The organism is Cellulosimicrobium arenosum, from assembly GCF_014837295.1.
Lineage (GTDB): Bacteria > Actinomycetota > Actinomycetes > Actinomycetales > Cellulomonadaceae > Cellulosimicrobium > Cellulosimicrobium arenosum.
In genome coordinates, this window is the sequence record NZ_JACYHB010000017.1 from 24,147 (window position 1) to 39,887 (window position 15,741).

General features: G+C 74.1%; 12 protein-coding genes and 1 tRNA gene. 6 read left to right on the forward strand and 7 right to left on the reverse strand.

Annotation, left to right across the window (positions count from 1 at the left end; all coding sequences use genetic code 11):
- The first annotated feature begins 38 nt into the window (after window positions 1-38).
- From IF651_RS16270 to IF651_RS16285, 4 genes are all read left to right on the forward strand, one after another.
- Window positions 39-512, forward strand: a complete 474-nt coding sequence (locus IF651_RS16270) for a globin (RefSeq protein WP_191830218.1) — start codon at window positions 39-41, stop codon at window positions 510-512.
- A gap of 142 nt (window positions 513-654) precedes the next feature.
- Window positions 655-1,533: an acyl-CoA thioesterase gene (locus tag IF651_RS16275; RefSeq protein WP_191830219.1), complete on the forward strand. Its 879-nt coding sequence runs from the start codon at window positions 655-657 to the stop codon at window positions 1,531-1,533.
- A gap of 80 nt (window positions 1,534-1,613) precedes the next feature.
- Window positions 1,614-2,609 carry a DNA topoisomerase IB gene (locus IF651_RS16280; RefSeq protein WP_338404018.1) on the forward strand — a complete coding sequence of 332 codons (996 nt, stop codon included), beginning with the start codon at window positions 1,614-1,616 and terminating at the stop codon, window positions 2,607-2,609.
- Window positions 2,606-4,156 carry an SDR family oxidoreductase gene (locus IF651_RS16285; RefSeq protein WP_191830180.1) on the forward strand — a complete coding sequence of 517 codons (1,551 nt, stop codon included), beginning with the start codon at window positions 2,606-2,608 and terminating at the stop codon, window positions 4,154-4,156. The genes IF651_RS16280 and IF651_RS16285 overlap by 4 nt, the downstream gene beginning before the upstream one ends.
- A 43-nt stretch (window positions 4,157-4,199) precedes the next feature.
- Here the strand turns inward: IF651_RS16285 and IF651_RS16290 are convergent, their stop codons facing one another.
- The 7 genes from IF651_RS16290 to IF651_RS16320 form a co-directional block, all read right to left on the reverse strand.
- Entirely contained in the window at window positions 4,200-4,697 is a 498-nt protein-coding gene (locus IF651_RS16290; RefSeq protein ID WP_191830181.1) for an acyl-CoA thioesterase, read from the reverse strand.
- Window positions 4,698-4,755: 58 nt separating this feature from the next.
- Window positions 4,756-6,450 carry a GTPase gene (locus IF651_RS16295; protein ID WP_191830182.1) on the reverse strand — a complete coding sequence of 565 codons (1,695 nt, stop codon included), beginning with the start codon at window positions 6,448-6,450 and terminating at the stop codon, window positions 4,756-4,758.
- Window positions 6,447-8,390, reverse strand: a complete 1,944-nt coding sequence (locus tag IF651_RS16300; protein ID WP_241744540.1) for a dynamin family protein — start codon at window positions 8,388-8,390, stop codon at window positions 6,447-6,449. The genes IF651_RS16295 and IF651_RS16300 overlap by 4 nt, the downstream gene beginning before the upstream one ends.
- Window positions 8,391-8,476: 86 nt before the next feature.
- A complete protein-coding gene (gene ettA, locus IF651_RS16305) occupies window positions 8,477-10,159 on the reverse strand; it encodes an energy-dependent translational throttle protein EttA (RefSeq protein ID WP_191830183.1) in 1,683 nt (560 codons plus the stop codon).
- Between the two features lie 84 nt (window positions 10,160-10,243).
- The gene (locus IF651_RS16310) at window positions 10,244-10,885 is read right to left on the reverse strand and encodes a single-stranded DNA-binding protein (protein ID WP_191830184.1); all 642 of its coding nucleotides are present in this window, start codon (window positions 10,883-10,885) and stop codon (window positions 10,244-10,246) included.
- Window positions 10,886-10,889: 4 nt separating this feature from the next.
- The gene (locus IF651_RS16315; RefSeq protein ID WP_191830185.1) at window positions 10,890-12,476 is read right to left on the reverse strand and encodes an ABC transporter; all 1,587 of its coding nucleotides are present in this window, start codon (window positions 12,474-12,476) and stop codon (window positions 10,890-10,892) included.
- Entirely contained in the window at window positions 12,473-14,098 is a 1,626-nt protein-coding gene (locus tag IF651_RS16320; protein ID WP_191830186.1) for a GTPase, read from the reverse strand. The genes IF651_RS16315 and IF651_RS16320 overlap by 4 nt, the downstream gene beginning before the upstream one ends.
- Before the next feature lie 99 nt (window positions 14,099-14,197).
- Here IF651_RS16320 and IF651_RS16325 point away from each other — a divergent pair.
- Window positions 14,198-14,273, forward strand: a tRNA-Arg gene (locus tag IF651_RS16325).
- A gap of 204 nt (window positions 14,274-14,477) precedes the next feature.
- Window positions 14,478-15,695, forward strand: a complete 1,218-nt coding sequence (locus IF651_RS16330) for a toxic anion resistance protein (RefSeq protein ID WP_191830187.1) — start codon at window positions 14,478-14,480, stop codon at window positions 15,693-15,695.
- The last annotated feature ends 46 nt before the right edge of the window (window positions 15,696-15,741 follow it).

Consider the following 15,741-nt stretch of genomic DNA (forward strand, 5'->3'; position numbering starts at 1 on the left):
ATGGGCCGGTGAGCCCGGACTCCAGCCCCCGCCCGACGCTGCCCGTCACCTCGGCACGGCCCGGCTCCGTCGCGTCCGGAACGTCGAGCGCGCCGGCGGACGGCCCTGCGGACGACCCCGCGCCGACGCGACCGAGCCGGTCGTTCTACGACGAGGTCGGCGGTCACGACACGTTCGTCCGTCTCGTCGACGCGTTCTACGAGGGAGTGGCCGAGGACCCCGTGATGCGGCCCATGTACCCGGAGCAGGACCTCGCCCCGGCGCGGCGGCGCCTGACGATGTTCCTCGAGCAGTACTGGGGCGGTCCGACGACGTACAGCGAGGAACGTGGCCATCCGCGCCTGCGCATGCGGCACATGCCCTTCACCGTCAACCCGGATGCTCGCGACCGCTGGCTCGCCCACATGCGGGCCGCGGTCGCCACGCTCGATCTCGCCCCGCTCCACGAGGCGACGCTCTGGGACTACCTGGAGCGCGCCGCGCACTCGCTCGTCAACACCTTCGACGACTGAGCACCCGCCCACCGACCCGAGGAGTCCCGTGGCCACCGACCGTCCCGTGCCCGACCCGAGCCCTCCGAGCCGCACGAGCCCGGGTCCGGACGGCCTGACGCCCTCCCCCGGTCCGACGTCGCAGCACGCGCCGAGCACCCAGGTGCCCAACCCGCTCGGCCACCTCCTCGAGGTGCTGCGGCTCGAGCAGGTCGACGACGGCGACGGGTCCGCCGCCGACCCGGAGCACTTCCGCGGCGCGAGCGTCCATCAGCCGAGCGGTCGGGTGTACGGGGGCCAGGTGCTCGCGCAGGCCGTGCTCGCCGCCGGTCGTACCGTCCCCGCCGGTCGCCTCCCCCACTCGCTGCACGGCTACTTCCTGCGGCCGGGTGCCCTCGAGGTGCCGATCGACTTCGCCGTCGAGCGGCTGCGCGACGGCCGGTCGTTCAGCGCACGTCGCACGCACGCGATCCAGCACGGCAAGCCGATCCTGTCGATGATCGCGTCGTTCCAGGAGGCCCAGGACGGGTTCGAGCACACGTCGGCGATGCCGAGCGCACCGCCGCCGCAGGACGTCCCCTCGGCGCTGGAGGTGCTCGGCGGGATCGACCACCCCGTCGCCCGCTTCTGGTCGCACCACTCCGCGTTCGAGCTGCGCCACGTCGGCGGCTCGCTGTACCTCACGCCCGACGCCGAGCCGAAGGACCACCAGATGGTGTGGATGCGCGCGCGGGGGCACGTCGGCGACGACCAGCTGCTGCACCGCGCGCTCATGGCCTACGCGTGCGACCAGGTCATGCTCGAGCCGATCCTGCGACAGTCCGGCACGAGCTGGGTCACGCCGGGCATCTCGATCGCCAGCCTCGACCACGCGATGTGGTGGCACCGCGACGTCCGGGTGGACGAGTGGCTGCTGTTCGTCCAGTCGGCATCGAGCGCGCAGGGTGGTCGTGGGTTGGGCGCCGCCCGCGTGTTCACGCAGGACGGCTCGCTCGTCGCGTCCATCGCGCAGGAGGGCATGGTGCGGCTGCCGGACGCGTGACCCACCCCCGGGACGGTCGCCGGGGGGCCGGCGGTCGTCCTGGCAGTGCGACGTCACCCGAACCGCTGCACACTGACCAGGTGCGACTGCGACGCGTGTCGGTGACCTCCCCCGGCTACTCCCGCCGGCCCAAGGGCGAGGAGTGGGTGTTCCTCGACGTCGAGGGCATGCCCCTGGCCGACGAGGAGGAGGTCGCCCGCTGCACCCGCCTCGCCGTCCCGCCGGCGTGGGGCGACGTCTGGATCTGCCGGTACCCGGACGGCCATGTCCAGGCGTTCGGGCACGACGCCGCCGGACGCGGGCAGTACCTCTACCACGAGCAGTGGCAGGCCCGCCGGGCGCGGCGCAAGCACGACCACGTGCTCGACGTCGGCCGCCGCCTCCCCGCGGCCAGGCGCCGCGTCACGCGGGACCTCGCCCTCCCCGCCGTGCCGCGCGAGAAGGTGCTCGCACTCGCGTTCCGCCTCCTCGACCTCGCCTACTTCCGCGCGGGCGGCGAGCTGTACGCGAAGCAGAACCGCAGCTACGGCCTGGCGACCATCCGCAAGGAGCACGCGAGCGTCCGCCGGGACCACAGCGTCCACTTCCACTACCCGGCGAAGTCCGGGCAGGTGCGCGACGTCGTGGTGGACGACGAGGTGGTCGCGGACCTCGTCACCACCCTCAAGAGGCGTCGTGGCGGGGTCGAGCTGCTGGCGTGGCGCGAGGAGGCGGCCGGCGGGAGCCGGGGATCCGCCGTCTGGCACGACGTGACCAGCGCCGACGTCCAGGCGGACATCAAGGACCGGCTCGGCGACGACGCGACGCCCAAGGACTTCCGCACGTGGCACGCGACGGTCCTCGCCGCGCGTGCGCTCGCGGACGCGGGTGCTCCCCCGTCGTCGGAGCGCGCCCGGCGCCGCGTCGTGGCGGGGATCGTCAAGGACGTCGCCGAGGAGCTGGGCAACACGCCTGCCGTGGCGCGCTCGTCGTACATCGACCCACGGCTGTTCGACCTGTGGGAGCGCGGCGAGACGATCGGCGCGACCCGGTCACGACCGCGCGCCGAGCACGAGGTCCTGGAGCTGCTGGCATGAGGGCCGCGGTCACCGGGGTCACCGGATACGTCGGCGGGCGGCTCGTGCCCGAGCTGCTGCGCGCGGGGTTCGAGGTCCGCGCGCTCGCGCGCCACCCCGAGCGGCTCGCGGGTCGCGACTGGGCGGACGAGGTCGAGGCCGTGGAGGCGGACGCGGGCGACCTCGACCAGATCCGCTCCGCACTCGCCGGGGCGGACGTCGCGTACTACCTCATCCACTCCCTCGGCACCGGACCGACGTTCGAGGCCCGCGACCGCCGGACCGCGCTGACCTTCGCCCGTGCCGCGCGCGAGGCCGGCGTCGCGCGGATCGTCTACCTGGGCGGCATGTTCCCCGACGTCCCCGAGGGAGAGCTCTCGCGCCACCTCGCGTCGCGCAAGGAGGTCGGCGAGATCCTGCTCGCGTCCGGCGTCCCGACGACGGTCCTGCAGGCCGCGGTCATCCTCGGCTCCGGCTCGGCGAGCTTCGAGATGATGCGCTACCTCACCGAGCGGCTGCCCGCGATGACGACGCCCAAGTGGGTGGACAACCGGATCCAGCCGATCGCCGTCCGGGACGTCCTGCACTATCTCGTGGGTTCGGCCACGATGCCCGACGACGTGTCGCGCACGTTCGACATCGGCGGTCCGGACGTGCTGACCTACCGCGACATGATGCAGCGCTATGCCGACGCCGCCGGGCTGCGCCGGCGCAAGATCGTCAGCGTCCCCGTGCTCACGCCGAAGCTGTCGAGCCTGTGGGTCGGGCTGGTCACCCCGGTCCCGAGCGGGATCGCTCGACCGCTCGTCGAGTCGCTGCAGCACGAGGTCTTCTGCCAGGAGCACGACATCGCCCGGTACGTCCTCGACCCGGACGAGGGACTGGTCGGGTTCGACCGTGCGGTCGAGCTCGCGCTCGAGCGCATCCACGACGGCGAGGTGAGCACGCGGTGGTCGTCGGCGGCAGACCCCGGCGCGCCGTCGGACCCGTTGCCGACCGACCCCGACTGGGCCGGCGGGTCGCTGTACGTCGACGAGCGCCGCACCGTCGTCGACGCACCGCGCGACGTCCTGTGGAGCGTGATCGAGGAGATCGGCGGTCAGGGCGGGTGGTACTCCTGGTCGCTCGCGTGGCGGGTGCGCGGGCTGCTGGACCGGTTCGTGGGTGGCCCGGGGCTGCGCCGGGGTCGCCGCGACGAGCGCCGGCTGCGGGTGGACGACGCGGTCGACTTCTGGCGCGTCGAGGCGATCGACCCAGGGCGCCGGCTGCTGCTGCGCGCCGAGATGCGCAGCCCCGGTCTCGCGTGGCTCGAGCTGCGCGTGGACGAGTCCGCCGAGGAGCTGGACGACGCGTCGGACCCGGACACCCCGGGCCCCACGCCGGACGACGCGAGCGGCCCGGGCCGCACGTACTTCGCCCAGCGCGCGCTGTTCTACCCCCACGGCCTCGGTGGTCAGCTCTACTGGTGGGCGGTCAAGCCGTTCCACGGCGTCGTGTTCGGCGGCATGCAGCGCAACATCGCGCAGGCGGCGGAGAGAGCCGCCGAGCGAGGCGACCGGCGCGAGTGACGCCCACGAGCCCGCGTCCCGGGCCCGTGCGACGCTCGGCCGGTCAGGTCCGGCGGCGGAAGGTCAGCGGGTCCTCGACGAACGGCTCCCACGCGGCGCGCTCGGTCTCGCTGAGCCGGCGGGGCCGGCCGGTCGCCGCGTCCACCACGACGATCGTCGTCGTCGCCTTCGCGTACGGGGCCCCGCCCGACGTGGGCCCGGTGCGGGCGAACGTCGCGGCGCCGTCGTGCACCTCGTAGCAGACCTCGATGCTCGCCCCGCCCAGGTGGCCCACCCAGAGCTCGACCCGCACCGGTGTCCGCGTGAACGCGAGCGGGCGCAGGTACTGGATCTCCTGGCGCGCGACGAGCGTGTGGCTGCCGGCGTGCGGTCCGGTCTCGAGGACCGCGGTGGGCCAGGCGTCCTCCCCCGCCTCCGGGTGCACCCAGAACGCGGTGATGCGCGCGTCCTCGAGGAGCCGGAACATCTCCACATTGTTGACGTGCGCGTACGCGTCGAGGTCGGACCACCGCAGCGGGACGGGGACGTGCAGGCGGGTCATGGAGATCCTTCCTCGACGGCGGGCGGTGCCCGCCCATTCTGCCCCCGTGCGGCCGCCGTCAGGACGACGACGCGACGACGGCCGCCGTGCGGCAGCGCGCGAGCGCGTCGAGCTCGTCGCCCACGGGTAGACGCACGAGCCGGTCGCCGACCAGCGCGACGGCGGCCCGCAGCCGCCGTCGGACGCGCGCGGCGCGCCGTCGGGCACCGACCCGTGCCGCGACGCGCGCCACGAGCCCGGTCACGACGCCGAGGACCAGGCCGCCGACCGCGAGCAGCGTGGGCCACGGGACGTCCCCCGTGCCGAGCGAGAGCACGGGAACGGCGAGCTCGGGCAGGCGCAGGTACACGAACGCCCACAGCACGCCGAGCCACGCGACCCCGACGACGAGCGCGGCGAGCACGAGCCACTGCAGGAGGCCGACGGTGCGCCACCAGAGCGGACGCCGTCCCAGCTCGAGGTCCACGCCGACGACCGCCTGGTCGAGCTCGTCGGCGAGCCCCTCCGTCGCGTCGGCGGCCCGCCGCCGCGCGGCCAGCGCCCAGGCGTCCGGCACCCCGGTCGTCGCGCCGTCGACGTACGCGCGGACCGCGGTGCGCGCGCCCGCCCGCACCGTGGCGGGGACGACCGGCAACGAGGTGCGGACGAGCCCGGCGGAGGCGGGCGGCGCGTCCTTGCCTCCCGCAGGTCGAGGGCGCAGCCCGATCCGCCGCAGCGGGTCAGCGCGGAACCTCGCCGTCCACCGCGTGAGCGGCCAGCCCGTCGCCGCGCGGGCGTCGCGCTCGGCGCCGCCGCGCACGGCCGCCACCACGGCGGGCACGCCGGCGGCCGCCTCGAACGCGTCCACGAGCTCGTCGCGCGCCCGACGCTCGGAGCGCGCCGGCGGAGAGGCCCCGCACGCGGCGGCGATCCGACGAGCGACGCCGCGCTCGTCGGCCGCGATCCGGTCGTTCGCCGCGCGGCGCTGCGCGGCCGCGTCGGCCAGCAGCGCGCGCAGCTCGTCGAGCCCCTCCCCCGTGCGCGCGGACGCGCCGAGGATGCGCGCCTCGGCGAGGCCGTCCTCCGTGACGCGGCGGCGCAGGTCGTCGAGGCACGCGGCGGCATCGTCGGGCGTCAGACGGTCCACCTGGTTCAGCACGACGACGGTCACGGCTGCGTGCTCGGCGAGGGGGCGCAGGTAGTGCTCGTGCAGGACAGCGTCCGCGTACTTCTGCGGGTCCACGACCCACACGAGCAGGTCGGCGCGCTCCACGAGCCGCTCGGCACGCACGCGGTGCTCGACGACGACCGAGTCGTGGTCCGGCAGGTCGAGCAGGACGAGACCGCTCGTGAGGTCGGCTCCCGCGCGCGGGCGCAGCACTCGACGCAGACCGCTCGCCGGGCCCTCGCCCCCGGCGGTGAGCGGCGAGGACATCTCGTGCCGACGCCGCACCTCGAGCCAGTCCAGGAGAGGTCCCGCGCCGGAGACCCCGTCCGGTCCCCAGACGGCGGCGAGCGCGCGGGACGTCGTCGGGCGCCGGACGCCGACCTCCGCGAGCTCGGCACCGACCAGAGCGTTGAACACCGACGACTTGCCCGAGCCGGTCGCTCCGGCGAGCGCGACGACCGTGTGATCGGCGGAGAGCCCGGTGCGCTCGCGCGCGTGGGCGACGACGGCCCGGCCGCGCGCGAGCAGGTCGGGGTCCAACCGCCCCTCGGCGACGCGGACGGCGGACGCGAGAGCGGCCGTGCGGTCGGTGAGTCCGATCGTCACGGGCGCTCACCCCTGCGGCGGAACAGGCGGGACCAGCGGCCGGGGCTGCGCTCGGCCACCTCGTCGGAGGTCCCGGCGCCACCCGGCCTCGCGGCCGGCTCCGCTCCCGCCGGACCCGCCCCGCGCAGGCCGCGCGCAGCGTGCCGTGGGCCGCGTTCGACGGGGCGCCGGCCCGCGCGCTCGGCACGCGACGCGTTCTCGACGCCGCGCGCCGCGTCCCGCACGCCGTGCGCGGTCCCGGCGGCGTCCGGCGTGCCGAGCGCGTCGAGCTGGGCCGTGTAGCGCAGGGCCTCGGCGTCGAGCAGCGACCCGATCCGTTCCGTCAGGCGCTCGCGCGCGGTCCGGGCCAGCCGGCGGACGGCGTCGTCGCCGAAGACCGCCTCGAGGAGCTTCTGCGCCACGACCGCCGTCCCGCCCGCGATACCGAGCTCGGCGCCGGTGAGGCCACCCGTCGAGGCGAAGACGACGACCATGAGGCTGACGCCGAGACCGTTGACACCGAGCGACAACGCCCGGGCGGCCCCGCGCTTGCTCGCACCCTGCTCGCGCACGAGGTCGAGCACGTCCCCCTGCCACGCCCGGATCTGCGTGTCGACGGCCGAGCGCAGCCCGGCCGACGTGCGGGACAGGTCCAGCCCGTCGAGCAGGACGGCGCCCGCCGGGTCGGCGCGCCACGCACCGTAGGCCTGCTCCGCCGCGGCCTCCGCGGCGTCGACGACGACCGCCTCGAGCCCGTGCGCGAGCGCCTGCTCCACCTGCGGGGCATCGACCGGCCGCCCGCGGAAGAACGCGGCGACGGCGTCGCGCACACGACCGACCCCTTGCTCGAACGCACGGAAGATCTCGCTCGTGCCGACGAAGTCCTGCCAGCGCGCGAGGACCTCGCCGCGCAGCAGCGCGCCGTCGCTCGTGGCCGCCGCCACGCGGTCCGCCGCGTCGCCGTAGGCGTGCGCTACCGCGGCCCGCAGGCGGGTGTCCGACTCGGCCTGGGCGTCCGCCGCGGACGCGACGTGCACGCTGCGTCGCACCAGGTCGTCGATCGCACCGTCGCGCGTCGCGGTCGCGACGCGGTCGCGGGCGGAGGCGTCGGCCCCGAGGTCGTTCAACCAGCCCGCGGTCTCGCTCACCACGGGTTCGGGGAGCATGCCGTCCACGAGCGCGGTCTCGGCGAGGACGAACAGCCGGGCCGAGTCCAGCCCGTTGTCGTCCATCATCCGGCGCAGGTCCTCGGCCACGGCCTGGGCACCCGGGTCGACGCGGTCGAGGATCATCGCGACCTGCGTGCGACGCCCGACCGCGCGGTGCAGCAGGTCCCACGGGACGGCGTCCGCGTACCGGGCCGCGGTCGTGACGAACAGCCAGAGGTCCGCTGCGGCGAGGAGCTGCGCCGCGAGGTCGCGGTTCGCGCTCTCCACGGAGTCGACGTCGGGAGCGTCGACGAGCGCCAGGCCCTGCGGCACCGCGTCGCTCGCCACGAGGCGCAGCGCACGGTCCCGGACCTCGCCCGTCCCGCTCGTCCCGCCCGTCCCGCCCGTCCCGCCGCTGACGCGCGCCAGGCCGGGCAGCACCCGGTCGGTGGTGAACCAGCGCTCGTCGAGCGGGTGGTGGACGAGCACGGGTGCCCGTGTCGTCGGGCGCAGCACCCCTGGCGCCGACACGTGCTCACCCACGAGGGAGTTGACGAGCGTGGACTTCCCGGCTCCGGTCGAGCCGCCGACGACCACGAGCAGCGGCGCAGCGTGCGACCGGAGGCGGGGCAGCAGGTAGTCGTCGAGCTGGCCCACCGCGGCGCCGAGGTCCGCGCGGGCCGAGGCGGCGCCGGGCAGCTCGAGCGGCAGGCGCACGCCGGCCAAGCGGGACCGCAGGATCTCCAGCGCCTCCACGAGCGGGGCGGTGCCCGACCCCGGCGCGTCGTCGCGGGTCGGGTCCGGCTCGGTCATCCGGCCAGTGTGCACCAGCGCCGCTGGTCAGGCGCGCGCACACGCAGGGGCCGCGGGGCGTCGTGCCCCGCGGCCGCGTGCCGCCGTCAGTCGCGCGTGAGCCGGCGGTACGTCACGCGGTGCGGACGGGCCGCGTCCGCACCGAGGCGCTCGACCTTGTTCTCCTCGTAGGACGCGAAGTTCCCCTCGAACCAGTACCAGCTCGCCGGGCTCTCGTCGGTGCCCTCGTACGCGAGGATGTGCGTCGCGACGCGGTCGAGGAACCACCGGTCGTGAGACACGACCACGGCGCACCCGGGGAACTCGAGCAGCGCGTTCTCGAGCGAGCCGAGCGTCTCGACGTCGAGGTCGTTCGTCGGCTCGTCGAGCAGCAGCAGGTTGCCGCCCTGCTTGAGGGTGAGCGCGAGGTTGAGGCGGTTGCGCTCGCCCCCGGACAGCACGCCCGCGGGCTTCTGCTGGTCCGGTCCCTTGAACCCGAACGACGCGACGTACGCGCGGGACGGGATCTCGACGTTGCCGACCTTGATGAAGTCGAGCCCGTCGGACACGACCTCGAACAGCGTCTTCTTCGGGTCGATACCGCCGCGGGACTGGTCGACGTAGGAGATCGAGACGGTCTCGCCGACCTTGAGCTCGCCGCCGTCGAGCGGCTCGAGCCCCACGATCGTCTTGAAGAGCGTGGTCTTGCCGACGCCGTTCGGGCCGATCACGCCGACGATCCCGTTGCGCGGGAGAGTGAAGCTGAGCCCGTCGATGAGCTGCCGGTCGCCGAACCCCTTCTGCAGGTTCGTCGCCTCGAGGACCAGGCTGCCCAGGCGCGGGCCCGGCGGGATCTGGATCTCCTCGAAGTCGAGCTTGCGCGTGCGCTCGGCCTCCGCGGCCATCTCCTCGTAGCGCGCGAGGCGGGCCTTGGACTTGGTCTGGCGGCCCTTCGCGTTGGAGCGGACCCAGTCGAGCTCCTCCTTGAGGCGCTTGGCGAGCTTCGCGTCCTTCTTGCCCTGGACCTCGAGCCGCTCGCCCTTCTTCTCCAGGTAGGTCGAGTAGTTGCCCTCGTACGGGTACAGGCGCCCGCGGTCGACCTCGCAGATCCACTCCGCGACGTGGTCGAGGAAGTACCGGTCGTGGGTGACCGCGAGGATCGCGCCCGGGTACGACGACAGGTGCTGCTCGAGCCACAGCACGGACTCGGCGTCCAGGTGGTTCGTGGGCTCGTCGAGCAGCAGGAGGTCGGGCTTCTCGAGCAGGAGCTTGCACAGCGCGACCCGGCGCCGCTCACCACCCGAGAGGACCGTGACGTCCGCGTCCGGCGGCGGGCACTGCAGCGCGTCCATCGCCTGCTCGAGCTGCGAGTCGAGGTCCCACGCGTCGGCGGCGTCGATCGCCTCCTGCAGCGTGCCCATCTCGGCGAGCAGCGCGTCGAAGTCCGCGTCGGGCTCGGCCATGAGGGCGGAGATCTCGTCGAAGCGATGCTTCTTCGCCAGGATCTCGGCGACGGCCTCCTGGACGTTGCCCAGGACCGTCTTCTCCTCGTTCAGCGGCGGCTCCTGGAGCAGGATGCCGACGCTGAAGCCCGGGGACAGACGCGCCTCGCCGTTCGACGGCGTGTCGAGGCCGGCCATGATCTTGAGGATCGTGGACTTCCCGGCCCCGTTGGGGCCGACGACGCCGATCTTGGCGCCGGGCAGGAAGTTCAGCGAGACGTCGTCGAGGATGACCTTGTCGCCGTGCGCCTTGCGCGCCTTGTACATGGAGTAGATGAACTCAGCCACAGCCTGTTGTTCCACCGTTTCGGTCGCTCGTGGGTGTCGACCACTCAGCCTACGCGGTCGGGGCGCCGCCTCGGCCCGGGAGCGTCAGACGCCCACGAGCGGCCGGTCGTCCGCATCGGCGTCGTCGTCCTGTCCCTCGGCGTCGGTGCCGGTCGACGGACCGGTCGCCGGGGCACCGAGGCTCCAGGGGTCCGCGTACGGATCCGCGTCGTCGCCCTCCGCGCTCGACTCCCGCGTCGGCTCCGAGGATCCCTCGGTGCCGGCCGCGTCGTCCGTGACCCCGGCGTCCGTCGACTCCGCGCCGGCCGGACCGCGCCGGTGCACGGTCCGGGCGAACCTGCTCTCCCCGAGCGAGAGGTCGTGGCCCAGCGCGCCCGCCTCGACGACGAGGCTCGTGCGCGGCGCACCGTCCTGGCCGGTCCACTCGTCGAGCGCGAGCCGCCCCGTGACGACCACGGGGTCGCCCTTGTGCAGGGACGTCGCGACGTTGCGCGCGGCGCTCTTCCACGCCTTCACGGTGAACCAGAGCGTGCGCCCGTCGACCCACTCGCCGCGCTCGCGGTCGAGGTAGCGCCGGGTCTGGGCGATCCGAAAGCTCGCGAAGTCGTTGCCCGACTCGGAGCGGAACAGGGTGGGGCTCGTCGCGACGAACCCGGACAGCGTGACCGTGACGTCACCGTGCATGGTGCCTCCCGAGGTGTGCCGGGCCGGGTCCGTCCCGGCCACGACCTCAGGGTGCGGGGCGCACGGCGTCGGTGTCCGAGGGCCCGCCCTCGCCTGTGGAGGAGGCGTCGAGGTCTGGTCCTGTGGGTAACCGTAGAGCGCCGGTCAGCGGGGCGGCCGGGTCACGGTCACGTGCCGACTGCGCCAGCTCGCGCACCCGGCGGTGCGCGTCGAGCAGCTCCTGCGTGGGCGCGGCCATGGTCTCGCGCACGACGCGCTCGATCGCCCCGCGACCCGACGCGAAGACCTGCTGCCGGCGCCGCCGCCCGAGCGTTCGCCGCAGCTGGAGCACCACGAGGAAGCACACGACGGCGGTCACGACGGCCACGGCGGCGACCACCGCGCACGTCGTGAGCAGCGGCCGGGACAGCGGCACGACATCGAGCGAGCCCAGCACCGCGAGCACGGCGGCCACGACCCCCAGGCCCAGCGCGACCCAGGCCGCGCGGCGCGTCGGCCGGGCCGACGACGGTCCCCGCGTGTCGAGCGGGATCCGGGCGAGCGCGGTGCTCACCTCCCGGGCGATGCCCGACGCCGGCGTGACGGCGCGGTCGAGAGAGCGTCGCCAGCCGGGTCGCAGCGCACGCCCGGCGCGGGTCAGCCACCGGGCCCGGGACAGGGCGACCGCCTCGGCGCTCACCGGCGACAGCTCCGGGCGGCCGTACCCGTTGCGGACGGCCGCTCCCACCTGCCCGGCCACCCCGCCCAGACCGCTCACCTCGACGAGCGAGTCGACCTCCTGCTCCACGGCGGTGCTCATGGTCCAGGGCACCTCTCCGGGGGTCTCGGCGAGCAGCAGCGCGCCCGCGCGGTCGAGCTCACCGGCGACCCGGCTCGCGGCGACGGACCGGCGTGCCACCGCCTGCTCGAGCAGCGAGCGCAGCTCGTCCATGCCCTCACCGGTGCGTGCGGAGACGGTGGTCACGTAGACGCCCGTCAGCCCGTCCTCGGTGAGCAGGCGATCCATGTCCTGCACGAGCGACTCGCGCCGCGACCCCGGCACGGTGTCGATCTGGTTGAGCGCGACCACCATCGAGCCCTCGAGCCCGCTCGACTTGCGCAGGTAGCCGGAGTGCAGCGCGTCGTCGGCGTACTTCTGCGGGTCCACGACCCACACGAGCAGGTCGACGAGCGGCAGGACCCGGTCGACGACGGCCCGGTGCTCGGGCGCGATCGAGTCGTGGTCGGGAAGGTCGAGCAGCACGAGCCCGGCGAGGGCGCTCTCGTCGTCCCCGTCGAGCTCGCCCCCGCGCGTGATGCGACGATCCTGCTCGACGTCCAGCCAGTCGAGCAGCGCGGTCGCGGCGGCGCTCCACGAGCAGGCCGTGACGAGCGCCGTCGTCGGGCGGCGGACCCCGACGTCCGCGAAGTCGAGCCGAGAGACGCTGTTGAACAGGCTCGACTTGCCCGAGCCGGTGCCGCCCGCGAGCGCGACCACCGTGTGGTCCACGCCGAGGGCGAGCCGCTCGCGCACGCCGCCGACGGCGTCGCGCACCTGGGCGGCCACCTCGGGATCGAGCCGGTCGCCCGCGAGCGCCAGCGCGTCCTCGAGGTCCTGGGTCCGGGTGCGCAGCTCGGCGTCGTGGGACGTCACGTGAGCCTCCTCAGCTCGGCAAGTCGGAGTCGCAGACCGGATGCGGCGTCGCCGGCGAGCGGCGGCTCGTCGAGCGCTGCCCGCACGGGTGCCGCCTCGGCGTCCACGACGGTGGTCGCACGGTCGGCGAGGTCCTCGGCGAGCGCGGTGACCAGGTCCTCGCCGTCGGTGGGCAGCGCCGTGGACGCCAGGTCGCGGGCGTCGTCGTCGCCGGTCGCAGCGACGAGCAGCACGACGGCCAGCCCCGTGGTCCCGAACGCCCGCACGGCGGCGAGCGCCTCCTCGGACCCGCCGGACGTCAGCCCGGTCACCGCGGTCACCGCCCGGTCGCACCACTCCTGGGCCTGCGCGGCGCTGCGCTCGTCGCGGACCGACGCCGCGTCGTCCGCGCCGACGAGGACGTCGTTCGCCCCCGGGAGCGGATCGTCGCCGCCGAGCGCGCTCTCGAGCGACACGTACGCGGCCGCGCCGTGGCCGGACAGGGCGCGGGCCGCCGCGCCGCGCACCTCGGGCAGCAGCGTGGACAGTGCGCGGTCGCGCGCGCGACCGCGGCGCCGTCCGGACCGCACGACCCCGCCGCGCACCTTCACGCGGTCGATGCGCGCCTCGCTCGACACGTGTGCCCACGCCGCGCGCAGCGAACCCCGCGCCACGTCCCCGCGCGCGACGGATGCGCGCGCCGCCTCGCGCGACGGAGGCAGCGCGTCGTCGACCGCGCCGCGCAGTCGCGCTGCGGCCTCGACCTGTTCCTCGACCGCCTCGACCAGCCCGTCGACCCAGTCGGGCAGCGCGGCGAGAGAACCCTTGAGGGTGCGCACGATCACCGCGCGCGAGCGGTCCGGACCGGCGAGCATCGTCAGCCAGCGGGCGACCGGTGCGACGACGGACCGCTCCAGCAGACCCTCGTGCGGGCCGACGTCGGGCACGACGAACAGCGGAGCGTCGTCCATGCCGTGGTCGCGCAGGCGCTGCAGCAGGTCGCCGCGGATCGTCGTCAGCGTCTCCGGCGGGACCCGGTTGAGCACCATCGCCACGCTCGCACCCCGCTCCTTGGCGCGCGTGAGCGCCTGCCACGGCAGGGCGTCGCCGTACCGCGATGCCGTCGTGACGAACAACCACAGGTCGGCGGCCTCGAGCAGCAGACCCGCGGTGTCGCGGTTCGTGGACAGCAAGGAGTCGAGGTCCGGCGCGTCGAGGAGCGCCGTGCCCCGGGGGACGCCGTCGTGCTCGATCATGCGCGAGACCCGGGTCGCGGGTCCCTCGACCAGGACGTCGGCGTCGAGCGGGTTGAACGCGATGACCGGCTCGCGCGTCGTCGGCCGCAGCACCCCGGCCTGCGACACCTCCTCGCCGAGGAGGGAGTTGTACAGCGTGGACTTGCCCGCCCCGGTCGACCCCGCGACGACGACGATCGCGGGCGACGACAGCTCTTTGAGCCGCGGCAGCAGGTGCTCGTCGAGCTGGGTCAGCAGGCGTCCGCGAGAGGCCTCGGCCTCTGCCGTGTCGTCGAGCGCGAGCGGGAGCACGACCGCGGCGACGTCCCGGCGCAGGTCGCGCGCGACGTCGTAGACGGTCAGTCCCAGCTCGTCGGAGGCGCGCTCGGAGGCGGCTCGGGTTCTCACTGGTTCATAGTGACGGTTGCACCCGACGGTGCAAAACGTACGCGCCGGACCGGCCGGGCCGAGCCCTTCCCGTGCAGGTGCGCACTACGATGGGCGCGCGCCCCGATAGCTCAATGGATAGAGCAACGGCCTTCTAATCCGTAGGTTGCAGGTTCGAGTCCTGCTCGGGGCACCACGTGCACAGTGCTGACGGATTCGCCCCAGGACCCGCCGTACCGGTCGTCGGTCGCGGCCCGCGGCGACGTGCCCATGGGGAGCTCTCACCCCCGCACACCCCCTGAGACGGTCAAGTAGGCGTCAGGGTGCGCCGATATACTCGCCGGACGCCGGAGTCGGTGACCGGCAGGCGACCGAGACAGCGCACGAGCGAAGGATCGAGATGACCGAGGCAGCAGCCCTTCAGCCCCCCGAGCCCAGCGAGACGCTCACGCTCAGCGCGCCCGAGCCGGTGAAGCCGGTCGCCACCACCCAGGCTCCGGCGATGGCACCGAAGGTCGACCCCGCCGCAGTCCCGGGCCTGCAGGCCAAGGTGAGCTCCTACGTCGACCAGCTCATGTCCACGGACACGCGCTCGCCGGAGTTCGCCGCGCAGGCGGACGACGTCCGCAAGATGGGCGACCAGGACATCCGCGCCGCCGCGGACGTGTCCAACCGCATGCTGGAGATGCCGGTCCGCGAGCTCAAGGAGGGTGGTGTCTCGGAGAGCTCGAAGGTCAGCCAGTCCCTCCTCGAGCTGCGCCGGACGGTCGAGGAGCTCGACCCGAGCGAGGCGACGTTCGGCAAGAAGCTGCTCGGGTTCCTCCCGTTCGGGGACAAGCTGACCGACTACTTCCGCCGCTACGAGTCCTCCCAGTCCCAGCTCAACGCGATCGTGCAGTCGCTCTACAACGGCCAGGACGAGCTCCGCAAGGACAACGCGGCGCTGAACCTGGAGAAGCAGAACCTCTGGGACACCATGGCGCGACTGAACCAGTACATCTACATCGCGGAGAACCTCGACAAGGCGCTGGCGACGAAGATCGCCGAGCTCGAGGCCTCCGACCCGGAGCGGGCCCAGGCGCTGCGCGAGGACGTGCTGTTCTACGTCCGCCAGAAGCACCAGGACCTGCTCACCCAGCTCGCGGTGTCCATCCAGGGCTACCTGGCGATGGACATCATCATGAAGAACAACGTCGAGCTCATCAAGGGCGTCGACCGCGCCACCACGACGACCGTCGCCGCCCTGCGCACCGCGGTGATCGTCGCCCAGGCGCTGGCCAACCAACGGCTGGTGCTGGACCAGATCACGGCGCTGAACACCACGACGTCGAACATGATCGCCTCGACCTCGAAGATGCTCGCGGACCAGTCCGCGACCATCCAGTCGCAGGCGGCGAGCGCGACCGTGGGGATCCCGCAGCTGCAGCAGGCGTTCCAGAACATCTACGCCACGCTGGACTCGATCTCCACGTTCAAGACGCAGGCGCTGGACTCGATGTCGCAGACCATCGGGGTGCTGGAGACCGAGACGACCAAGGCCAACGAGTACCTCGAGCGCGCGCGCCGGTCCGACTCCTCGCAGGTCGGCAACGGCTCGCTCGACATCGGCCGGGTCTGAGCACCCCTGGCGACCACGACGGCCGGGACGACCGGCACCACCCCGA